Origin of the sequence: Streptomyces sp. NPDC006463 (assembly GCF_042870715.1) — a bacterium.
Lineage (GTDB): Bacteria > Actinomycetota > Actinomycetes > Streptomycetales > Streptomycetaceae > Streptomyces.
In genome coordinates this window covers 462,723-483,297 of record NZ_JBIAHP010000001.1, presented here as the reverse complement: position 1 = coordinate 483,297, position 20,575 = coordinate 462,723, and the positions used below count along the sequence as shown (strand labels likewise).

Sequence of the window (20,575 nt, the reverse complement as noted above, 5' to 3'; positions counted from 1 at the left end):
CGGGGTGGGCCGCTCCATGCCCGTGGGCTCGCCGCGCGTACAGCTCGAATCCGTGGTCGCCCGGCCCGGCCGGGCCGGCTCCGGTCGCGGCGCGGGTGAATCCCGCCGTGAAGGTCTTCAGGGCGGAGCCGAGGACCAGGTGGTCGATGGCACCGGCGGCCTCGGCCGCGCGCCGAGCCGGCGCCTCCGGAGCTGCCTGGAGCTGTCCGGGGGGGTCGACCGCGACTGGACCGTGCCGACGGGAGCCTGAGGCCGCACCGGCCGGTGGCCGCGGCGATGGGGGATCGCGGCGGCCACCGGCCGGTCTGCCTGCAGGCACGGGCTACATGGGGTCCATGCCCCGGTCCTCCATCCCGCTCTCCTGCTGGCTCTGCTCCATGAGGCGGCGGGCCTTGTCCCGAAGGCGCTGCCGCTCCTCCGCGTCCTTCGAACGGTCGGCCGCCTCGTTCAGCTCCTGGGCCTTCGCGCGCATCTGCTGGGACCGGCCGCGGGACTCGCCTGAAACGCTCATTGATCGCTCCTTGGATCTGTGGGGGAGAGCGGGCGGATTCAGCGAACCAGCAGTGCTCTGCGCCCGCATCTCGAAGCGTCACCGAGCGTGACCCGTACGGACGGCCAGACGCGCCCCGGCCCGCCGACTGGCTTAGGCTCGGACCAGGCTCAAAAGGGGATGGTGTCCATGTGTCGCTGGCTCGCCTACTCGGGTTCGCCCCTGACGCTCGACGCGGTGCTCTACCGTCCGGAGCACTCGCTCATCAATCAGAGCCTCAACGCGCGGATGGGCGTCGAGTCGACCAACGGTGACGGCTTCGGCATCGGCTGGTACAGCGCGGACGGCAGCGGTGACGGCACACCCGCCGTCTTCAAGGACATCGCGCCGGCCTGGAACAACCGCAACCTGCGGGAGCTGGCCGGGCACGTCCGCTCGCCGCTGTTCTTCGCCCATGTCCGCGCCTCCACCGGATCCGCGATCCAACAGACCAACTGCCACCCCTTCCGGCACGGACGGTGGCTGTGGATGCACAACGGGGCGATCGCCGACTTCCACCGCCTGCAACGGGACCTCTGCATGGCCGTGGACCCGGCCCTCTTCCCGTGCATCGAGGGCTCCACCGACTCCGAGGTGATGTTCTACCTGGCGGTCACCTACGGCCTCGACCAGGACGTTCCAGGGGCCGTCGCCCAGGTGGTCGGCCTGGTGGAGCGGCTAGGCAAGGAACACGGTGTGATCGACCCCCTCCAGATGACGGTCGCGGTGAGCGACGGCGAGCGGCTGTGGGCGTTCCGCTATTCCAGCCAGGGGAAGTCGAGATCGCTGTTCTACAGCAGCAGGGCCGATACGGTCCGTCACCTCCACCCCGAGCTGGACTTCCTCAGCGAGGTCTCCGACGCGACGCGGCTCGTGGTCTCCGAGCCCCTGGGCAATCTCCCCGGGATGTGGAACGAGCTGCCAGAGGCCAGCTACACCGTGATCCCCGCCGCCAACGGAGAGGACTACCTCCCCTTCGTCCCTGAGCTCCCCTGAGATTCCTGCGCCCCCCTGACGCCACCGTGACCCTGACGCCACCGTGACCCGCGGCGGGGTCAGCCGGGGTCAGCCGGGGTCCGCCGCGAGGGACGTCGTCAGGGTGAAGAGGGCTCCGTCGGGGTCACGGAGCGCCACCCAGCGCTCCGTGGCGTCCGACGTGATGTCCGAGACGGCCCGCCCGCCCAATGCCTCGGCGGCCTCGATGGCGGGGCGGAGCGCGGGGACACGGAAGTGCACGTGCCAGCGCGGCCTGGTGTGCGGGGAGTAGGAGGCGAGCTCGACCGGTCCGCTGTTGAGGCGGGCGACGGGCTCCCCGCCCTGCCGCAGCACGACCTGGTCCTCCTCGTAGGAGACCTCGCAGCAGCCGGAGCGGCCGGTGGCCCACTCCAGCACCGCACCGTAGAAGATCGCCGCGTCGAAGGCGTTCCTGGTCCGCAGCTCCAGCCAGGCCGGCGCGGGGCCCTTGCCCACCCGCCAGTGGGCGGAGACGGAGCCCTGCCAGATGCCGAAGACCGCGCCGTCGGGGTCGGCGGCGAGCGCCGCGCGGCCGCCGGAGACGAAGGAGACCGGGCCGACCGCGATGGTGCCGGTGCGCTCCCGGATCCGGTCCACCGCGGTGTCGGCGTCGTCGACGGCGAAGTACGGGGTCCACGCCACGGCGACCCCCAGGTCGGAGGCGAGCGCTCCGATGCCCGCCACCGGAACGCCGTCCAGCTCGGCGACGGAGAAGGCGTCGCCGAGTCGGGCGCGCCGGAACTTCCAGCCCGCGACCGCGGCGTAGAAGCGCTGCGCCGCCTCTAGGTCGCGCGCCATCAGGCTCACCCAGCACGGAGCTCCGAAGACCTCCTTCGTCGAAATCTCCACGACTCGCTCCGTCCCTCATGAGCTCCGGCCCTACGGTCCCCGTCCCATTCTGGTCCTTTTCGGGATGTTCTACGTGGTCACCGCCGCGGGTGTCGGCCGTCACCACCGGTAAGCGTGATGATCCGGCGTCCTCGCGACGGAGGGGCCGCCCGGGCGATAGCCTCTGATCCGGACGCCCCCGCAGGCTCGGAAGGCAGGTCTCCCGTGGCGCAATCCCAGGTTCCCGTGATCGATCTCGGGCCGTGGCGGTCCGGCGGACCCGACGACCGCGCGCGTACGGCGGCCCGCGTCGACGAGGCGCTGCGGGCGGCGGGCTTCCTGCTGGTGACCGGCCACGGGGTGGACCCCGCGCTGCCCGCCCGCATCCGGGAGGCGGCGCGCGGCTTGTTCCGGCTGCCCGCCCCGGTGAAGGCGCCGTACGCGGTCGCCGTCGGCGGGCGGGGCTGGCTCGGCCCGGGCGCCGAGGCCAACAGCTATGCGGAAGGAACGGCATCGCCGCCCGACCTGAAGGAGTCCTGGTCCTGGGCCGCGGAGGAACCCACCGGTGTGCCCGACGTGGACGCCGAATGGTTCCGCCCCAACACCTGGCCGGCACAGGTTCCCGCGCTGCGGCCGCTGGTGACCGAGTACCTGAGCCTGATGCGGGCCCTCTCCGACGAGCTGCTGGAACTGCTCGCCACCGCCCTCGGCCTCGACGAGGATCACTTCACACGCCACACCTCCCACCCCACCTGGGGTTTCAACCTCAACTGGTACCCGGGCACCGAGGTCGTCGGCCGGCCGCTGCCGGGCCAGTTCCGCATCGGGGCACACACCGACTTCGGCACGGTCACGATCCTCGACCGCCAGCAGGGCGCGGGCGGGCTGCAGATCCACACCGACGCCGACGGCTGGCAGGACGCCCCGTACGACCCGGCCGCACTCACGGTCAACATCGGTGACCTGATGGCCCGTTGGACGGGGGACCGATGGCGAGCGGGCCGCCACCGCGTACTGCCGCCGCCCGCCGACGCGCCGGCCGAGGAGCTGATCTCGCTCGTCTACTTCTACGAGTGCGATCCGCACACCCGCGTGGAGTCGCTGCCCGCCCCCGTAGGGCGCGTGGTGCACGACCCGGTCGACTCCCACGCCTACCTGCGGGAGAAGCTCCGCGCCATCAGCGTCACCGAGGGGACTACTACTTCAGGGTGAGCCGCGCCCTTCCCAGGTGGGAGGTGATCGTCCTCCTGCGAGTTGACGATCCGACAGGTCCGGCTCAGTAGGTTCGATGAATGAACCGACGCCGAGCGGCATCCGCCGCCGTCTTACTCGCCCTTCTTATGCCGCTCCCGCTCGCCGCAGCGGGCACCTCGGCGGCCGCCGATGCCCCGTCCGCGGCCGAGAGCCGCCGTACCACGCTGGAACTCCCGCGCCCCACCGGCCGTTTCTCCGTGGGACAGGAGACGCTCCACCTCGTGGACCGCAGCCGGACCGACCCCTGGTCGCAGTCCGGCCCGCGCGAGCTGATGGTGACGATGCGCTATCCGGCGCAGCGCGGCACCGGCGGTCCCGTGCGCTACCTCACCCGCGAGGAGGCCCGGCTGCTGCTGGTCGACCGGGAGCTGGACAAGGCGATCCCGGTCGAGACCCTGGCCGGTACGGCGGCCCACTCCCGGTCCCACGCCCGTCCCGTCGCGGGCCGCTATCCGCTGATCGTGCTCTCACCCGGCTTCACCGTCCCGCGCGCCACCCTCACCGCGCTGGCCGAGGACCTGGCCTCGCGAGGCTACGTCGTCGCCGCGGTCGACCACGCGTACGAGAGCGCGGGGACCGCCTTCCCCGGCGGGCGCGTGCTGGAATGCCTGGCCTGCGAGAAGGTGGAGGCGGCGGGCGGCATGCGGGCGGTCAGCGACACCCGTGCCCGCGACGTTTCCTTCCTCCTGGACCGGCTCACCGGACGCGACCCGGCCTGGCGCCACGCCGGCCTCATCGACGCGAGCCGCATCGCGATGGCGGGCCACTCCATCGGCGGCGCCTCGGCGGCCGCCGCGATGGCGACCGATCCGAGGGTCCGCGCCGGCGTCAACATGGACGGCGGATTCGCGACGCCGGTCCCCGAGACCGGGCTCGGCGGGCGCCCCTTCATGCTGCTCGGCACGCAGAACCGGGGCCCCGGCGGCAACCAGAACTGGGACCTCCAATGGCCGAAGCTCGACGGCTGGAAGCGCTGGATCACCTTCGCGGACTCCGGCCACTTCACCTTCAGCGACTTCCCGGTCTTCGGCGACCAGCTGGGCCTCCCCGACCCCCAGGCCCCGCTGTCCGGCGCCCGCTCCGTCGAGCTGACCCGGCGCTACGTCGGAGCCTTCTTCGACCAGCACCTGAGAGGCGTGCCCCAGCCCGTCCTGGACGGCCCGTCCGCCAACGCACCGGAGGTCCGCGTCCACACGCCGTGAGCCGCCCCCCGCTCAGACCACCGTCACCGGGTGCCGCACGACCGCGTCGAAGAGGTAGCCCTGCGTGTTGGGGGCGGCCGTCGCGGGCTGCGTGCGCCCGGTGGCATCGGTCGCCCGGGCCAGCAGCGCCGTGGCGCCCGTGGCCCGCGGCGTCCACGGCAGCGACCAGCGCACCCAACTGCCCCGGCGCGGCGCGTCGTGCAACCGGGCCCGCTGCCAGCGGAGCCCGCCGTCGGTGCTGACCTCCACGCGCTGCACGGGGGCCGCGCCCGACCAGGAGCGGCCGGTCAGCAGCCGCGTCCGGTGCACGGGAACGGTCGCTCCCAGCTCCAGCTCGAAGGCGCTCTTGAGGGTCTGCCGGGTGAACGGCGCGCCCTCCGCCGGATACCCGGGCCCGAACAGCCGGTAGGTGTCGGTGTTCCACGGCGAGTACAGCGCCCGGCCGCTCACCTCGATGTCACCGACCCACTTGACCGACGAGATCCCGGTCCACTCCGGCACCACGAGGCGGACCGGGCCGCCGTGGTCGGGCGGCAGCGGCCGCCCGTTCATCTCGTAGGCGAGCAGTACGTCGTCCAGAGCCTTCGAGACCGGCATCGGGCGCCGCACCCGCCCGAGGTTCACCCCGTTCGTGACCACCTCGTCGTCCAGCCCGCGCGGCAGTACGTCGACCGCCCCGCGCGTGACCCCCGCCAGCCGCAGTACGTCCGACAACCGCGCCCCGCGCCAGTGGCCGACACCGATTCCGCCGAGGGTCCAGGCGGTGCCGCTGACCGGCTGGCCCTGCTGGGTGGCGTAGAAGCTGCGGCCGTTGCCCGCGCACTCGATGAACAGCGTCCGCTCGACCGCCGGCAGCGCGCGCAGCCGGTCGTACGAGAACTCGACCGGGCCGCCCGCCAGCCCGTCACCCCACACCTTCAGCCTCCATCCGCCGGCCTCGATCAGCGGGGTGGAGGTGTGGTTCCGTACGAAGAACCGGTCGACGGGAGTGAGCGGGCCGGTGCCGCGCAGGGCGGCGAAGTTCGTCTCCGCGTTGGTGCCGCGGATGGTGAACAGCTCGGGCGGCAGCGGCTTGACGATCCCGGGCGACGCGGCCGCATCGGCAGCGGCGGTGGCGCCGGCGGCGTCGGTCGCGGCCGAGGCCGAGCCGGCCGCGCCCAGCCCCAGGGATCCGGCGGCGGTCCCCGCCGCGAACAGCCTGAGCAGGTCCCGGCGGTCCACTCCGGCGGAGCGGGCGTGGCCGCGCGCCCACTGCCGCAGGCGCGTGCGGTCGTACCGGCTCTCGTCCGACGGGTCGAAGGGCATGGCGGGGGCACTCCTCGGTCGCGGTTTCCCCACGGACCGCGGGGGCCCGGGGCGAGCTGCGAAAGACATTCCCACCGTGATCGCCACGAATCCGCACCGCGGCGCCAATGGCCGATTACCGCTGGTCCGCCGACTTTCGGCAGGATGTGGGGCATGACCGAGATCCGCACCCCCCGACTCCTCCTCCGCCGCTGGACCGACGACGACCTCGTCCCCCTCTCGGAGATCAACGCCGACCCGGAGGTGATGCGCTGGATCGGTGACGGCTCCACCCGCGACCTGGACCAGACCGCCGAGGACATCGAGCGCTGGGAAGAGGAATGGGACGAGGAGGGCTTCGGGCTCTTCGCCGTGGAGCTCCTCGGATCCGGCGAGCTCATCGGCGTCGTCGGCCTCTCGGTGCCCGAGTACCTGCCCGAGGTGATGCCCGCGGTGGACATCAGCTGGCGGCTCGGCCGTCAGTACTGGGGCCAGGGCTACGCGTCCGAGGCCGCTCAGGCCACGCTGGAGTTCGCGCTCCAGGACCGCGGACTCGACCGGGTCATCGCGGTCAACCGGGCGGGCAACGACGATTCCGAGAACGTGATCCGCAAGCTCGGCATGGTGCTGGACCGCGACACGACCGAACCCGAGCACCACTACCTCCTGCAGGTCCACAGCATCGACCTGACCGAGTACGAGGCCTGATTCCCGTAGCACCGCCGCCGCCCGGCCGCCGAGCCGCGCCGCCGCTCAGGCGGGGGCGGTGCCCGGGGCCTGGGCACCGTGGCCCGCGCGGATCGCGGTGAGGGCCGCGGCGTGCAGGGCCGCGGGGGCGCCGTGGTGGGGGAGGGGGCTGCCGGTGAGCGTGTACCACTCGTCGGCGTCGGTGTACTGGACGTCGAACCGGGCCAGGCCGCCGGGCGCCGCCGTGGTGCGCAGGGTGAGCGGGCCGGTGATGACGCCGACCTCGTCGGTCATCGCGCCGCCCGGCCCGGCGAGCACCCGGTCCTGCCACTGCTGTCCGTCGGTCATGAGGTACAGGTGTCCAGCATGGTGGCGAGCATCTTCTTCTCCGGTTCGGTGACGGTCAGCGCGTAGGTGGATTTGACGGTGGTCCAGGCCCGCCCGTACGGGCACCAGGCGGCCTTGTCCGGCGGCTGCCACAGGTCCGGGCTCTGGTCGCCCTTTGAACGGTTCGAGGCCGCGGTCACGGCCAGCAGCTGGGGGTGGGTCAGGTCGTTGGCGAAGGCCTTGCGCCGGGCGGAGTCCCAGCCGGCCGCGCCCGAGCGCCAGCCCTCGGCGAGCGGCACCATGTGGTCGATGTCCATCTTCGCCGCGTCCGTGACGACCACCCCGTCGTAGAAGCTCTTCCAGGTGCCGGAGACGGCGCGGCACTCGGAGTCCCGTGCCACGTCCGTGCCGTCCCGCTGGAGGACCACCTCACGGGTGTCGCACCTGTCGCCCTGCTGCGCCCAGTGCGTGAACTTGTCGCGGCTGTACCCGGCCATGGTCCCGGCAGGCGCCACCTTCAGCGCGGCCAGCTGGGTCCGGGCCACCGCCGTCGTGACCATGCCCGGCAGCACGTCCCCGCCGACGGGCTTGCCGTCGGCCGGCACGGAGGCCTTGGGGGTGACGCGTGGAGCGGAGGGCTTCGCGTCCGGGCCAGTCCCCGACGGGGCCGAACCGGAGCAGCCGGCCACGGTCAGCAGCAGCGACGCCAGCAGGACCGCGGCAGGCACCCGTATCTGACGAACCATGAGCCCCACCCCGAACCGACCTCGCGTCAATGTCCTCTGAACACTACCCAGAACCGGACATGGAACCGACCCCCCACCCTCCGGCGGGCATTGTCAGTGCCGCTCGCTAGTCTCCCGGCATACCGCAGCTCAGGGGGCTTGGACCCCCGTGTCAGGGCTGCGCGGACATGGCCGGGACAGGCGGAGGGACGCGGGCTGATGGCATGGGTGGCGGCAGGCGAGGGGTACGAGATCGCCCTGGTGGAAGGGCGGGTGGCGGCACGGCCCACCACCGGCCGGTCGGCGGGGCGGCAGCTGAAGACCCTGCCCAAGGCACTGAAGGACCATCCCGAGGTGGACCGGCTGCGCAGGCTCGGCGAATGGCTCGACCGGCACGCGGCCGCCTGCGTCGCCCAGGTCGACACCTGGATGGTGTCCTCGCTGCCCGTGCCTACCGCACTGCTCGCCCGCGTGTGGCCGGACGAGGCCTGGCAGAGCGCCCTGCGCGACCTGGCCGTGGTCGGCGACGACCCCGACGAGGTGGGCTTCCTGCGGGACGCCACCGAGTCCGGTGAGCTGAAGGTGGTCAACCTCGACGGCGAGACCGTACGGCTGTCCCCGCGCACGGTGACCCTGCCGCACCCGGTGCTGCTGCCCGACCTGGAGGACGTACGGGACTTCGCGGCCGAACTGGGCATCGTGCAGCGGGTCGAGCAGATCCACCGCGCCACGTGGCGCAAGCCCGCCGGGCTCGCGCCCACCGCCACCGAGGTACGCGACTACGCGGGCGGGGTGTTCCCCACCCGCTTCGGCCTCGCCGCCCGGGCGACCGGCCTCGGCTACCGGGTCTCCGGCGGCTACGCCACCTGCAAGGTCCGCGACACCGGCCGGGGCACGGAGGCCGCCGTGTGGATCGGTGAGCCCTACTACGACGACGAGACCACCACCGGCGCACTGACCTGGCACGGCGAGGACGGCCGGGCGGTGCCCCTGGCCGAGGTCGGACCGGTCGCCTGGTCCGAGGGGATGCGGATGGCCGCGGCGCTGTACGCCGGGCGCAAGATCGAGGAGGGCGGGGACGCGTGAGCACCACCGACACCAGCACCGAAAACACCATGACCACCGACAGCACCACGATGGGGAAGGACGGCGTGTCCGTGAGCGAGGCCGAACTGCTGCTCAAGGCCGGGGCGGTACTGCCGCACGGCACCGAGGGCGCGGGCCCCACCGCCGTCGACCTGACCGCGCGTGCCTACCGCCACCCCGCCCTCGGCGACGACCGCGTCGTCGTCCGGCTCGCCGCCGCCGAACTGGGCCCGGCCGAGGACCTCGCCGCCGGCTTCCTGGGCCTGGTGCCCGACGAGGGCGAGCCGCCCGTCGTCGGCCTCGGCCACCGCCAGGCACTCGGCTTCCCCGAATGGGTCCTGGTCCACCACCCCGAGGACGGCCACCACGCCCTCGCCGTCGTGCCCGAACTCGACCGCATCGCCCGGCAGGCCAAGACGAAGCCCAAGGCGGCCCTCGACGCCTGCCACGAGCTGGCCGGGCGGCTCGCCGCCGCCGTCCCGCACTTCCTGCCGGTCTTCCACGAGCAGGCCGCCCGTATCTTCCTCGCCGTCGAGAACACCACGTACGCCGCCCAGCTGTTCGGCCGCGCCCGTACCGCGGAGGCCCAGCACGGGCTGAGCGTCGACGAGGACCGCCTGGACGCCGTCTTCCTCGAATTCGCGCTGGCCGGCGCCCTGCCGGTCAAGGTGCTCACCGGCTACGGCAAGGAACTGGCCGTCCGCGTCAGCCCCGCCGAGGCCCACGAGCGCTTCCGCCGCCTGTGCGTGCGCCGCACCGCGGGCGGGCTGCCGCCCTCCGCGCAGGCCGCCACCGAGCTGCGCCGGCTGGCCCGCGCCGCCGGCCTTACGGGGACCGAGCCCGAGCAGGACTACCTCGCCGAACTGCTGCCGCTGCCCGCCACCCTGCGCGCCGCGACCGGCTGGTGGAAGGCCCACCGCGGCGCGCTCGTCGCGCTCGCCCGGCGCGTTCCCTCCGTACGCGGCACGCTCCTGACCCTGACCCCGCCCGGCGGCGGCGACAGCGTCGAACTCACCCGCCTGTGGCTGGACATCCTTCAGGAGTCCGGCGCCACCGCCGGGCTGGAATCGCAGGACCTGCCCGCGGAGCAGCGGTGCGCCGACGGCACCGCCGGCTGGCTGGAGCGCTTCCACGCCGCCCGCCACGCGGGCTGGGGCACGCGCCCCACACCCCCCGCCCTGCTCGACGTCGTCACCCGCTGCGCGGCGCAGCTGCGCACCGAACTCGCCCGCCCCGGACGGGAGGCGGGCCTGCGGGTGGGCGTCGAGGACGCCGACCTCCTCGACCTGCTGCTCACACTGGAGGTCCCGGTCGCCGATCCGGACCCCGAGGACAAGCGGTACCAGCACAACCAGCTGAACCTGCGCGACTGGGCCATGGCCGACCAGCGCCGTGACCTGGCCGCGGTCGCCGCCGACACGCGCTTCCACCCCGCCTTCCACCGTGCCCTGAACGCCTTCGGCGACGCCGCCGGCGGGACCACCGCCGTCCGGCGCGTCGCCGCCTCGCCCGGCACCCGCCCGCTGCTGACCGAGTGGATGCGCGGGGTCGCCCGCGCCTCCACCGCGGCCGGCCTGCCCGGCGTCCCCGACGCCATCCAGCGGCTGACCTGGCTGCCCGCCGAAGCCCTGGAACTCGCTCCCGAAGAGGTCACCGCCGCGGCCGCCACCGATCTCGGCGAGACCCTCGCCCGCACCCTGCGCACCGGTCTCTTCGAGGAGCTGGTCTGGCCCGCCTGGGAGAGCGCGGTCGCCGATCTGACACCCGGCCAGGGGCGTCAGGGACTGACCGTCGTCGAGGCCTGGCCGTACCTGATCGTCGCCAACCAGACCCAGGTCCGCGTCATCGACGCCGACACCACCGTCCTCACGCACGACCTGCGCGTCCCCACCGGGTCCAACTACCGGTACGGATTCCACTACGTCGACGGCGACCTGCTGGTCTTCTGGTCCGCGTGGAGCGCCGACCGGACCGAGGGCTACTGGCACTCCTCGCCCGGCACCGTCTTCACCGTGGACACCGACCGCAACCACTGGGCGCTGCGGACCGAGCACGTCTCCCTGCCGCTCCCGGACGGCGGCCGCACCACCGGCGGCGGCGTCCTGCACCGCGGGGACACCGCCCTGCCGAGCGAGCTGCCGGTGCTGTCCGACGGCACCTCGTACTGGGTGTGGCAACGGCGCGACCAGTCCTCCGAAGGCGACGGGTCCGGCGAGAACACGGGAAGCGGATGGCGTGAGTACGACCCCGCCGGCAACGCGCTGGGCCGGTTCTCCCTGCCGGGATTCCTCTCCGACGCGCTGCGCGCCCACCCGGATGACGACGTCGCCACCGGCCACTCCGGCTGGCTGCGGCCCGCGCCCACAGTCGAGGGCTCGGTCCTCGGCGCGCCCGCCGACGGCCTGCTCGGCTGGCGCGCCGTCAAGATCCCCGGCCACGGCTGGCAGGGGACCGACACCGGGGGCCGCACCGTCACCGTGCCCGAAGGCGGCGACTACCCGATCGCCGCGCTCACCTTCCCCGGCGACGACCGTCCGCGCGCCCTGTCGCACCGCTGGCGCGAGCTGAGCATCAGCGACCCGGAGGGCGTGGTCACCGCCCAATCACGGGGCGACCACCGCAAGGCGGCCTTCGCCACCGGCAGCGTGGACCTCCCGCCGGTCTCGCACTGGTACGCCCTGCGCCCGCGCGACCCGGAGGGCTCCGCCGCGCTGCGCACGGCCGACCGGGAGACCATCGGCACCCTCCTGAAGGCCGCCGCGGCGGCGGACAAGGCCACCGACCTGCCCGACCTGGTGCGTGCGGCCCTGCCCCGGGTCACCGCCCCCAGGCTGGTCGGCGGCATCGTCGAGGTCCTGCGCTTCGCCCTCACCCAGCAGAAGTCCCTGGACGCGGTCGCCGCCCGGCTCCACCCGGAGGCAGGCCCCGCCGAGGAGACCGTGCAGGGCCCCACCGACCGGATCCTCGACGAGGCGCTGAGCGGACTCACGGGCACCTCGTACTACCGCAACGGCGCGGACTCCGATGTCGCCCACCGCCTCCTGCGCGAGCTCTCCGCCGCTCGCGCGCGGACCGACGCGGCCGAGGTGCCCGGCCGGCTCCACTTCGACGTGCCCGCGCTGCCGTACTCCAGCCTGCAGTGGACGCCGCTGCTCGACCAGCCGGCCGCCGTCGCCTACCGGGCCGTCGCCGTCGGCGCCACCGACGAGCAGCGCGAGGCCCTCCTCGGCCTGCTCGGCGCGGTCGACGCCCTCGGCCTGGCCTCGGCCGGAGCCTCCGCCGACCGCTGGCGCCGCGTCCTGCTCCACCTCGACCAGCGCCACCTGCGCACCCCCGACGGCATCGAACGCAGCCTCTACCACCGCAGCGTGCTCCCGCTCGGCGGCGGCGCCGTCATCGCCCTGACCGAGCACAGCGAATCCGTGCCCGACGGGCATGAGTTCGGCGCCCTGCTCCACGACCCCACCGGCCGCTTCACCGTCCCCGGGCCCTACTCCGTGCGCGGCGAGGCTCCGCTCGGTGACCCGTCGCGCGACGCGGGCTGGCTGGCCGCCTTCCTCCAGGAGGCCGCCCGCCGCGGGCCCGCGCCGTTCGTTCCCGAGGCCGCCGAGGAGTTCGCCCGTCTCACCGGAGTCCCCGGCGCCCTGGCCCGGCTGGTGATCGCCGGCCTGCCCCACGTCGACAGCTGGGAGAGCAACTTCCTGCCCGCCGACCTGCGGACCGCCCTCGGCGTCAAGGCCACCGAGGCCGCGCACGCCCGCAACGAGCTCAAGAGCCTCGACGGCGGGGTACGGCGGGCCGTGGTCGCGGCGCTCCTGCCCGCCGACCCGGCACGGCTGTGGACCGAGGGACCGGACGCGGCCGCCGCGGCCGAGGTGTGGAACCGGCGCGTGGGCCGCCGTACGCGAGTGCCCGACTGGCTCCTCGCCGAGGCCACACGGGCCGTGCGCGGCGGCTGGGCCGCCCAGCGTGCCCTGCCCGCCGTCCTCGACCCGGCGGCGTCGCGCGAGCTCTCCGCCGACGTGGAGTGGACGGTGCGGGGCGACCACGCGGAGCCCGTCCAGCCGGCCACCGAGCCCTTCAACTCGGCCGTGCTGACCGGGACCATGGCCATGGCGGCCTGGCTGGCCCACCGGCTGCCCGCGGGTGATCCCGTACGCGCCGCCCTGCCGCCCGCCCTGACCGCCGTGCGGCAGCGGCTCGCCGCGCCCGGACTGCTGCTCTGCGTCGGGCACTTCACCAGCCTGTCCGACTTCCGGAAGGCGGCGGGCACGCCCACCGAGACCGGCGAGGACTACGAGCGGTACGGCGCCGTCGTCATGGCCACCCACGACGGGCAGCCCAAGCCCGCGCTGCGCCCGGCGCTGCTGGACTCCACCGGCTCCGACCCCTACCTGCCGCTGCTGCGCGGCGACGACCAGCGGATCTCGGGAGTCGAGGCCGCGCTGCGAGCCGCGCACGACCCGCGCTTCGCCGCCCTGCTCGCCGACCCGGGCGCCCCGGCGGCCGGCGACGTCGACAAGGACGGCACGTGGTGGCCGCAGGACCCGAGCCGGTCGGTCCCCGACCTGGTCGCCGAGGTCGCCGCCGAGCACGGGCTGGGCGCGGACGCGGCCGCCCTGTACCTCGCGCTGCTCGCCATGCCCGACCCCACCGACCGCAACACCGCCCGCTGGACCGGCTGGAAGCCGGCCCGCCTCAAGGCCGCCCGCGCCGAGCTGGCCGCCACCGACCTCGTGGTGTCGGCCGGCCGGAGCCGGGCCGGGCGCTCGCTGTTCCTGCCCGGTGGGTGGGCGGACATGGCATCCCCGGCGCTGCCCGTGGAGCGGTGGAAGCTCCCGATGTACGGCCACCCCCTGCCGGGCATGCTGCTGCCCGCCGAACCGGCCTCGGAGCTCTACCGCCGGGCCTGGCAGCGGGTCCGCGAAGGCGACGTACCGCGCTTCGAGGAACTCAAGGTGAAGCGCACCCGCGCCCGCCGCCGCTGACACCCCTCGCACGACTTCCCCAGAACAAGGACTCCGTATGACCGTCACCGAACAGCCCGTACCCGCCCGGCAGGCGCTGCCCGCCGAGGAGCGGTACGCCGCCGAACTCGCCTTCCTCGCCGCCCAGGACCCCGGCCCCCGCCCGCCCGGCTGGGCGCTGACCCCGCGCGCCGTCGTCACCTTCGTCTGCGGCAGCGACGGCGGCGAGCTCACCCTGCCCAAGGGCGGCGGCAAGCTCGCCATCGCCCCCAAGTTCGTCGGCGAACGGGCCCTGGTGGAGCGGTGCGTGGTCACCCTCGCCGGAGAACGCGGGCTGCTGCTCACCGGCGAGCCCGGCACCGCCAAATCGATGCTCAGCGAGCTGCTGGCCGCCGCCGTCTGCGGCACCAGCGCCCTCACGGTGCAGGGAACGGCCGGAACCACGGAGGACGCCTTCCGCTACGGCTGGAACTACGCGCTGCTGCTGGCCGGCGGGCCGAGCGCGGGAGCCCTCGTCGACTCGCCGGTGCTCTCCGCGATGCGGACGGGGCGGGTGGTCCGCGTCGAGGAGATCACCCGCTGCCTGCCCGAGGTGCAGGACGCGCTGGTGTCCATCCTGTCCGACCGGCGGGTCAGCGTGCCCGAACTGACCGCCACCGAGGACGCGGTGGTCTCCGCGGCGCCCGGCTTCACGGTCATCGCGACCGCCAACCTGCGCGACCGCGGCGTCTCCGAGATGTCCGCCGCCCTCAAGCGGCGCTTCAACTTCGAGACCGTCGCCCCGATCGCCGACGCGGACGCCGAGGCCACGCTGATCCGCCGCCAGGCGGTCGCCGCCGTCAAGCGGGCCGGCGCCGCCTTCGCCGTCGACGACGCGGTGCTCGACGCGCTCGTCACCGTCTTCCGGGACCTGCGTTCCGGGCGTTCCGCCGAGGGCTGGGACGTGGAGCGCCCCGGTACGGTCATGTCCACCGCCGAAGCCGTGCAGGTGGCGGCCTCGCTGGGGGTCTCGGCCGCGTACCTGCCGGGCGGGGACGTGCTGGACCTGCTGCCGGGGCACCTGCTGGGCGTCGTGCGCAAGGACGACCCGGCCGACCACGGGCGGCTGCTGGGGTACTGGGACGGCCCGGTGCGCCGCCGGGCCGAGGACGGCTCGGCGATGTGGCGCCGCCTCTGGGACCTGCGCGGGAGCCTGCGGTGACGAAGACCGATCCGCGGGCCGCGGTGGACGCCCTCGCCGCGTCCGGCGAGCCGTACCTGATCGGGGTACGCCACCACAGCCCCGCGCTGGCCGCGATGGTCCCCGCCCTGCTGGACGCGTCGGGCGCGGACGTGGTCTGCGTCGAACTGCCGACGGACTTCCAGCCGTGGCTGGAGCACCTCGCGGACCCGGAGACGGTCGCCCCGGTCGCCCTCGCGGGCACGGGCGGGGACGGGCGCCTGGCCTTCTACCCCTTCGCGGACTTCTCCCCGGAACTGGCCGCGATCCGCTGGGCCCGCGGGTCCGGCGCGGCCGTCGTCTGCTGCGACCTCCCGCTGTCCGACCGCGGCTGGACCGCGCCGGACGCCGCCCCGGGCCGTGACACGGCCCTGCTCCCGGGCCCGGCCGCGACCCCGCCCGCGGGCCCGGCGACGGGCCCGGCCGCGACCCCGCCCGCGGGTCCGGCCGCGGGGTCCGGCCGTACCTTCGGTGACGGCCTCACCGCCGCCGGGACGGGCCGGGACGGTGACGACCTGTGGGACCGCGCCGTCGAGGTCCTGGCACCCGGCTGCTCCCCGGAGGCCGTCCGGCGGGCGGCCCTCGGCGTCGGATGGGCCCTGCGCCAGGACGCGCCTGCCGTACCGGAGACGGACCTGGCCCGCGAGGCCCACATGCGGGACGTCATCGGTTCCGCCACCGCCGCGGGCCACCGGGTGGCGGCGGTGATCGGCGCCTTCCACGCCCCGGCCCTCCTGGGCCCCGGCACCGTGCCCCGTCCCCGCTCCGGCGAGACCGGGACCGGCGCCGACGCGTGCGCGGACCCGGCCGTCACCTCGTTCGTGCCGTACTCCTTCGACCTGCTCGACTCCCGCTCCGGATATCCCGCCGGAATCCGGGATCCCCTCTGGCAGCAGGCCGTTCTGGAGGCCGCAGGCGACCCCGGGCGCCTGCGGGACGCGGCCTCCGTCGCCGTCACCGGGCTCTGCCGGGAACTGCGCCGCGCCGGGCACACCGCCGGGACGGGCGAGGCCGCCGAGACCCTGCGGCTCGCCTGCGACCTGGCCGCCCTGCGCGGACTCCCCGCGCCCGGGCGCGGGGAGCTCCTGGAGGCCGTCACCACCGTCCTCGGCCAGGGCGAACCCCTCGGCCGCGGCCGGGCGCTGGCCCGCGCGCTGGAGGCGGTACTCGTCGGCACCGCCCGCGGGCGGATCACCCCGCACGCGCCCCGCTCCGGCCTCGGCCCCTCCGTCGAGGCCGAGCTGGCACGGCTGCGGCTGCCCGCACCGGACGATCCGGCCCCCCGTGAGGTCCGCCTCGACCCGCTGCGCTCCGCCCTCGACGGCCGCCGCGAGGTCCTCCTCCAGCGGCTCCTGGTCTGCGGCGCCTCCTACGGCGAACCCCTCACGGTCGCCGCCACCGGCGACGGGTCCGCCCTCGGTACCAAGTGGCGGCTGTCCTGGACGCCTTCCGTCCCGGCCCGCCTCGATCTCGCCGGAGTCCGCGGCGTCACCGCGGCCCAGGCGGCCGCCGGAACCCTGCGTGACACGGCGCGCCGCGCCGCCGCCGACGGCGGGCCGACCCCGGCGCAGATCCTCGCCGGACTGGCCGCCGCCGCGCGGTGCGACCTGCCCGAGCTGGTCGACGTACGGCTCCAGGAGGCGGCCACCGTCCTGCCGCAGACCGCGGCCCTGCCCGAACTCCTCGACGCCCTCGACCTCCTGGAGTCCCTCCGACGCGGCCATCTGCCCGGCACCCGCGCGGAGTCCCGTACCGTCGCCGCCGCGCTCGGCGGCGACCTGCTCGAAGCGGCGGTCCGGTCCCTGCCCGGCCTCGCCGGAAGCGACGACGCCGCCGACGCGGCCGCGCTCGTGGCCCTCGCCGACCGCGCCGCCGCGCACCACCTCGGGCTGCGCACCGACGCGGCCCTCGCCGCACTCGCCGCCTCCGCGTCCCCGCTGATCCAGGGTGCGGCCATGGCCGTACGGGTCCTCCTCGACCTCGATCCGGCCGCCCGGCTCGGCGACCGCGCCGCCGGCTGGATCGACGGCGCCGCCACCGCCGACGGCCGCCGCGCCCTGACCCGCCGCCTCGCGGGACTCCTCACGGCCGCCGGACCACTGCTCCAGTCCTCCCCGGCCGCCCTCGCCCCGCTCCTCGACCGCGTCGAGCACCTCACCGACCGCCTCTTCCTCGACCGCCTGCCCGCCCTGCGCGGCGGCTTCGACGCCCTTTCCCCCGCCGCCCGCGACCGGCTGCTGGACACGGTGGCCGAGCGGCTCGGCGACCGGATCGACCTCGCGCTCGACGCGCCGCCCGCGCTGCTCGCCCTGTGGGCCGCCGCCGACGCCGCCGGACTCGCCGCTCTGGGGGAACTCCCGCTGCCCGCCGCGGACGCGCCGCCGCTCCCGGTGCCGCAGACCGCCACGGCCGCCGACGCCGCCGTCGCCCTCGAAGCTGTCGGAGCCGCCGAAGCTGTCGACGCCTCGCGCGCACCCGCCCCCACCGGCCTGCGGCTCACCCCCGCCGACCGCTGGCGGCTGCTGCTCGGCCGCGAACGCGACCGGCTCTCCGCGGGCGCCCGCCGCTACGCCCACGCCCTCGACGAGCTGTACGGCGCCGGCCGCGGCGAAGGCGCCTCCGGCATCGAAGGCGGCCCCGGTGGCGGGGGCGGCCAGGAGGCCTCGTTCCCCACCGCCCGCGAGTGGTCGCAGGAGCTGGAGGCGCTGTTCGGCGCCGACGTACGGGAGGAGGTGCTGGGCGAAGCGGCCGGAGCGGGCCGCACCGACGTACTGGCCCAGCTCGACCCGGCGACCGTACGCCCCTCCGTGGAACTGCTCAGCTCCGTCCTGTCTCTCGCCGGCGGGCTGCCCGAAGCCCAACTGGCCCGGCTGCGCCCCCTGGTCAGGCGCCTGGTCGACGAACTCGCCAAGGAGCTGGCCACCCGGCTGCGCCCGACCCTCTCCGGCCTCGCCACCCCGCGCCCCACCCGCCGCCCCGGCGGCAGGCTCGACCTGGCCCGCACCCTGCGCGCCAACCTCGCGCACACCCGGCGGCGGCCCGACGGAAGCGTGGTCGTGGTCCCGGAACGGCCGGTCTTCAGCACCCGGGCGAACCGCGAGACCGACTGGCGGCTCATCCTCGTCGTCGACGTCTCCGGCTCGATGGAGGCGTCGGTCATCTGGTCGGCGCTCACCGCGGCCGTACTGGGCGGCGTACCGACCCTTTCCACCCACTTCCTCGCCTTCTCCACCCAGGTCGTGGACCTCACCGACAGGGTCGAGGACCCGCTGTCGCTCCTGCTGGAGGTCCGTGTCGGCGGTGGCACGCACATCGCCGCCGGACTCGCGCACGCCCGCTCGCTGATCACCGTTCCGAGCCGCACCCTCGTCGTCGTGGTCAGCGACTTCGAGGAGGGCGCCCCGATCGGCGGGCTCCTCGGAGAGGTCCGCGCGCTCGCCGCCTCCGGCGCCCAACTGCTGGGCTGCGCCGCGCTCGACGACACCGGTACGCCCCGGTACTCGGTCCCGGTCGCCCGGCAACTCGTCGCGGCCGGCATGCCGGTGGCCGCCCTCAGTCCGCTCGCCCTCGCCCGCTGGGTCGGCGACCGCCTCCGTGGAGAATCCCGTTGACCAGCACCGACACCCAACTGCCGCCCGTCGCACCCGAGGTGCTCGCCGAGGCCGTGGAGCAGCTCAGCGCCCGGCTGCGCAAGAAGCTGGACGCCGCCACCGAGGGCTGCGCCGCCCTCGCCGAGCGGACGGCGGACGGCGGGGTCGTCCTCGGCTTCGGGGAGGACGCCGTGGTCACGCTGCGCCCCGGTCCCACGGGCGCGGTCACCCTCGCCGAACAGGCCGTGTGCACCTGCCTGCTGGCCCCGCGCTGCCTCCACCGGGCAGCCGCCCTGGGCGCCGCCCCGCTGGCGGACGTACAACCGTCGGCGGACGCCGTCCCGCCGCCGCCCGAACCGGAGGGGTCGACGGCGACATCCGAGCCCGCTGCCGCGTCCGTGTCCGTCTCCGTGCCCGAGGGCGAGCCCGAGCCCCGGCCCGAGGCCACGCTCCCCGACGCGCAACTGCACGCGGCGGCCGCCCTCTGGCAGGCCGCCGCCGAGGCCCTCGCAGCCGGCGTCACCGCCGGGGGAGCCGTCGTCCAGGCCGAGCTGCTGCGCGCCGCGCACACCGCCCGCCTCGCGGGGCTGCCGCGCGCCGAGGCGGCCGCCCTGCGCGTCGTACGCGGCTTGCGCGCCGCCCGGGAACGCCGGGCCGCCCAGCGGCTCGGCGACCTCACCGCGGCCTTCCGCGAACTCCTGCGCACCGCCGCCCTGCTCGCCGCCGGATCCGCCGCCCCCGCCCTGACCGGCACCTCCCGCCGCGCCTACGCGCCGGGTGGCAGCCTCCAGGTGTACGGCCTGTGCCGGGAGCCCGTCCTGTCCGCCACCGGGTACGGGGGAGTGGTCACCCACCTGCTTGCCCCCGACGGCGCCGGTTACTCGATCTCCGACGTGCGCCCGGGCGGCCTGGCCCGGGCCCGCGGCGCGGGTTCGGCCTCCGTCGCCCTCGGCGGCGCCGCCCTCGACCACGCAGGGCTGGCCCGCGGCGGCCTGCGCATCACCGGCGCGACCGTCTCCCCCGAGGGCAGGCTCGGCGCCGGACGCGGGGTCCAGGCGACCCCGCTGCGCGGAACGCCTTGGAGCGAAGGGCCCGCCGCGGCGCTCTTCGTCCGGCCGGCGGCCGAGGCGGTCGCCCGCGCGCTGGCCGAAGCGGACGTGGCCGAGCCCGCCCTGCTCGGCTGCGACGTCACGGTCGTCGGCGCGGCGGGCGAAGACCTACTCGTCCGCGAGGTACGTCCCGGCGGACCGCTGATCCGGCTGCGGCCCGCCCACCCCCACCCGGAACTGCCGCACACGGAGAACCTGCGCCGCCTCGCCTCGTATCCCGGCCTGTACTTGCGGATCCTGGGCCGCCCCGACCTGGACCGGGCCGCGACCCTGCGGCCCCTCGCCGTCGGCCCGGTGCCCGGCGCCGAGCACACGCTGCGGCTGCCCGAGGAATGGCTGGGCCGCGCGGACCTCGGCTACGACCGGCTCCAGGGCGGCCACTTCCCGCCGCGGACCGCCTGCCCGGCCCCGGAGCCGGCTCCCATCGGACCGGACCCCCTGACCGACTCCCCGCTGTGGCGCGTGCGCCGCCTCCTGGAGACCGGGGTCGCGGGCGGCCGCCGCGCCGTGGCCGAGGCAGCGCGGGGCACCGAACCCCTCGCCGCGTACGGTCCGCTGCGCCGGGCCGGGCTCACCGCGGCGGCGGAGCTGGCCACCGCCCTCGCCGCCGAGGCGGACCGCCGCCCACGCGACGTGTTCGGCCGGCTCGCCGACTCCTCGGCCGAGGCCTACGCCCGCGCCTGGCTGGCGGCCGCCGCCTATCTGGCCGCGGCGGAGCGCTCCCTGGTCTCCGCGTCCTGGACCTGACGGGCTC

15 protein-coding genes are annotated in these 20,575 nt (G+C 75.4%); 10 read left to right on the top strand and 5 right to left on the bottom strand.

Translation table 11 applies throughout. The features are described from left to right. The first annotated feature begins 16 nt into the window (after positions 1 to 16). Positions 17 to 250, top strand: coding sequence for a hypothetical protein (locus tag ACFYOB_RS02370; RefSeq protein WP_388553319.1), 234 nt, complete (start codon positions 17 to 19; stop codon positions 248 to 250). Between the two features lie 72 nt (positions 251 to 322). Here the strand turns inward: ACFYOB_RS02370 and ACFYOB_RS02365 are convergent, their stop codons facing one another. After that, positions 323 to 511: a DUF6381 family protein gene (locus ACFYOB_RS02365; RefSeq protein ID WP_388553317.1), complete on the bottom strand. Its 189-nt coding sequence runs from the start codon at positions 509 to 511 to the stop codon at positions 323 to 325. A 168-nt stretch (positions 512 to 679) separates the two neighbouring features. On the opposite strand from ACFYOB_RS02365, the gene ACFYOB_RS02360 reads away from it, so the two are divergent. Continuing rightward, positions 680 to 1,525, top strand: a complete 846-nt coding sequence (locus tag ACFYOB_RS02360; RefSeq protein WP_388553313.1) for a class II glutamine amidotransferase — start codon at positions 680 to 682, stop codon at positions 1,523 to 1,525. A gap of 69 nt (positions 1,526 to 1,594) precedes the next feature. Here ACFYOB_RS02360 and ACFYOB_RS02355 read toward each other — a convergent pair whose 3' ends face one another. Beyond that, positions 1,595 to 2,341, bottom strand: coding sequence for a VOC family protein (locus ACFYOB_RS02355; protein ID WP_388554018.1), 747 nt, complete (start codon positions 2,339 to 2,341; stop codon positions 1,595 to 1,597). A gap of 255 nt (positions 2,342 to 2,596) precedes the next feature. On the opposite strand from ACFYOB_RS02355, the gene ACFYOB_RS02350 reads away from it, so the two are divergent. Both ACFYOB_RS02350 and ACFYOB_RS02345 read left to right on the top strand, forming a co-directional pair. Beyond that, positions 2,597 to 3,583 carry an isopenicillin N synthase family dioxygenase gene (locus ACFYOB_RS02350; protein ID WP_388553310.1) on the top strand — a complete coding sequence of 329 codons (987 nt, stop codon included), beginning with the start codon at positions 2,597 to 2,599 and terminating at the stop codon, positions 3,581 to 3,583. A gap of 80 nt (positions 3,584 to 3,663) precedes the next feature. Then, positions 3,664 to 4,827: an alpha/beta hydrolase family protein gene (locus ACFYOB_RS02345; protein ID WP_388553308.1), complete on the top strand. Its 1,164-nt coding sequence runs from the start codon at positions 3,664 to 3,666 to the stop codon at positions 4,825 to 4,827. Between the two features lie 12 nt (positions 4,828 to 4,839). On the opposite strand, the gene ACFYOB_RS02340 is transcribed toward ACFYOB_RS02345, so the two are convergent. After that, entirely contained in the window at positions 4,840 to 6,132 is a 1,293-nt protein-coding gene (locus ACFYOB_RS02340) for a sulfite oxidase (RefSeq protein WP_388553305.1), read from the bottom strand. Positions 6,133 to 6,285: 153 nt separating this feature from the next. Here ACFYOB_RS02340 and ACFYOB_RS02335 point away from each other — a divergent pair, with 153 nt between their 5' ends. Beyond that, positions 6,286 to 6,819, top strand: a complete 534-nt coding sequence (locus ACFYOB_RS02335) for a GNAT family N-acetyltransferase (protein ID WP_388553303.1) — start codon at positions 6,286 to 6,288, stop codon at positions 6,817 to 6,819. Positions 6,820 to 6,864: 45 nt separating this feature from the next. Here ACFYOB_RS02335 and ACFYOB_RS02330 read toward each other — a convergent pair whose 3' ends face one another. Beyond that, on the bottom strand, positions 6,865 to 7,146 hold the full coding sequence (locus ACFYOB_RS02330) for a hypothetical protein (RefSeq protein ID WP_388553301.1): 282 nt from the start codon (positions 7,144 to 7,146) through the stop codon (positions 6,865 to 6,867). Continuing rightward, positions 7,143 to 7,871, bottom strand: coding sequence for a DUF1524 domain-containing protein (locus ACFYOB_RS02325; RefSeq protein ID WP_388553299.1), 729 nt, complete (start codon positions 7,869 to 7,871; stop codon positions 7,143 to 7,145). The genes ACFYOB_RS02330 and ACFYOB_RS02325 overlap by 4 nt, the downstream gene beginning before the upstream one ends. 198 nt (positions 7,872 to 8,069) lie before the next feature. Here ACFYOB_RS02325 and ACFYOB_RS02320 point away from each other — a divergent pair, with 198 nt between their 5' ends. From ACFYOB_RS02320 to ACFYOB_RS02300, 5 genes are read left to right on the top strand one after another with little or no spacing between them, the layout of a single operon-like run. Next, positions 8,070 to 8,936 carry a DUF4132 domain-containing protein gene (locus ACFYOB_RS02320; RefSeq protein WP_388553297.1) on the top strand — a complete coding sequence of 289 codons (867 nt, stop codon included), beginning with the start codon at positions 8,070 to 8,072 and terminating at the stop codon, positions 8,934 to 8,936. A 50-nt stretch (positions 8,937 to 8,986) separates the two neighbouring features. Beyond that, positions 8,987 to 13,924: a DNA-binding protein gene (locus ACFYOB_RS02315; protein WP_388554015.1), complete on the top strand. Its 4,938-nt coding sequence runs from the start codon at positions 8,987 to 8,989 to the stop codon at positions 13,922 to 13,924. A gap of 37 nt (positions 13,925 to 13,961) precedes the next feature. Then, positions 13,962 to 15,104, top strand: coding sequence for an AAA family ATPase (locus ACFYOB_RS02310; RefSeq protein ID WP_388553294.1), 1,143 nt, complete (start codon positions 13,962 to 13,964; stop codon positions 15,102 to 15,104). Then, the gene (locus ACFYOB_RS02305) at positions 15,101 to 18,733 is read left to right on the top strand and encodes a DUF5682 family protein (protein ID WP_388553292.1); all 3,633 of its coding nucleotides are present in this window, start codon (positions 15,101 to 15,103) and stop codon (positions 18,731 to 18,733) included. Before ACFYOB_RS02310 ends, ACFYOB_RS02305 begins: the two co-directional genes overlap by 4 nt. Beyond that, positions 18,724 to 20,568, top strand: a complete 1,845-nt coding sequence (locus tag ACFYOB_RS02300) for a hypothetical protein (protein ID WP_388554012.1) — start codon at positions 18,724 to 18,726, stop codon at positions 20,566 to 20,568. Before ACFYOB_RS02305 ends, ACFYOB_RS02300 begins: the two co-directional genes overlap by 10 nt. The last annotated feature ends 7 nt before the right edge of the window (positions 20,569 to 20,575 follow it).

Excerpts from the sequence above, each read along its gene's own strand:
- ACFYOB_RS02370 (WP_388553319.1), top strand. The coding sequence starts at position 17 with ATGCCCGTGGGCTCGCCGCGCGTACAGCTCGAATCCGTGGTCGCCCGG.
- ACFYOB_RS02365 (WP_388553317.1), bottom strand. The coding sequence starts at position 511 with ATGAGCGTTTCAGGCGAGTCCCGCGGCCGGTCCCAGCAGATGCGCGCG.
- ACFYOB_RS02360 (WP_388553313.1), top strand. The coding sequence starts at position 680 with ATGTGTCGCTGGCTCGCCTACTCGGGTTCGCCCCTGACGCTCGACGCG.
- ACFYOB_RS02355 (WP_388554018.1), bottom strand. The coding sequence starts at position 2,341 with ATGGCGCGCGACCTAGAGGCGGCGCAGCGCTTCTACGCCGCGGTCGCG.
- ACFYOB_RS02345 (WP_388553308.1), top strand. The coding sequence starts at position 3,664 with ATGAACCGACGCCGAGCGGCATCCGCCGCCGTCTTACTCGCCCTTCTT.
- ACFYOB_RS02340 (WP_388553305.1), bottom strand. The coding sequence starts at position 6,132 with ATGCCCTTCGACCCGTCGGACGAGAGCCGGTACGACCGCACGCGCCTG.
- ACFYOB_RS02335 (WP_388553303.1), top strand. The coding sequence starts at position 6,286 with ATGACCGAGATCCGCACCCCCCGACTCCTCCTCCGCCGCTGGACCGAC.
- ACFYOB_RS02330 (WP_388553301.1), bottom strand. The coding sequence starts at position 7,146 with ATGACCGACGGACAGCAGTGGCAGGACCGGGTGCTCGCCGGGCCGGGC.
- ACFYOB_RS02325 (WP_388553299.1), bottom strand. The coding sequence starts at position 7,871 with ATGGTTCGTCAGATACGGGTGCCTGCCGCGGTCCTGCTGGCGTCGCTG.
- ACFYOB_RS02320 (WP_388553297.1), top strand. The coding sequence starts at position 8,070 with ATGGCATGGGTGGCGGCAGGCGAGGGGTACGAGATCGCCCTGGTGGAA.
- ACFYOB_RS02315 (WP_388554015.1), top strand. The coding sequence starts at position 8,987 with ATGGGGAAGGACGGCGTGTCCGTGAGCGAGGCCGAACTGCTGCTCAAG.
- ACFYOB_RS02310 (WP_388553294.1), top strand. The coding sequence starts at position 13,962 with ATGACCGTCACCGAACAGCCCGTACCCGCCCGGCAGGCGCTGCCCGCC.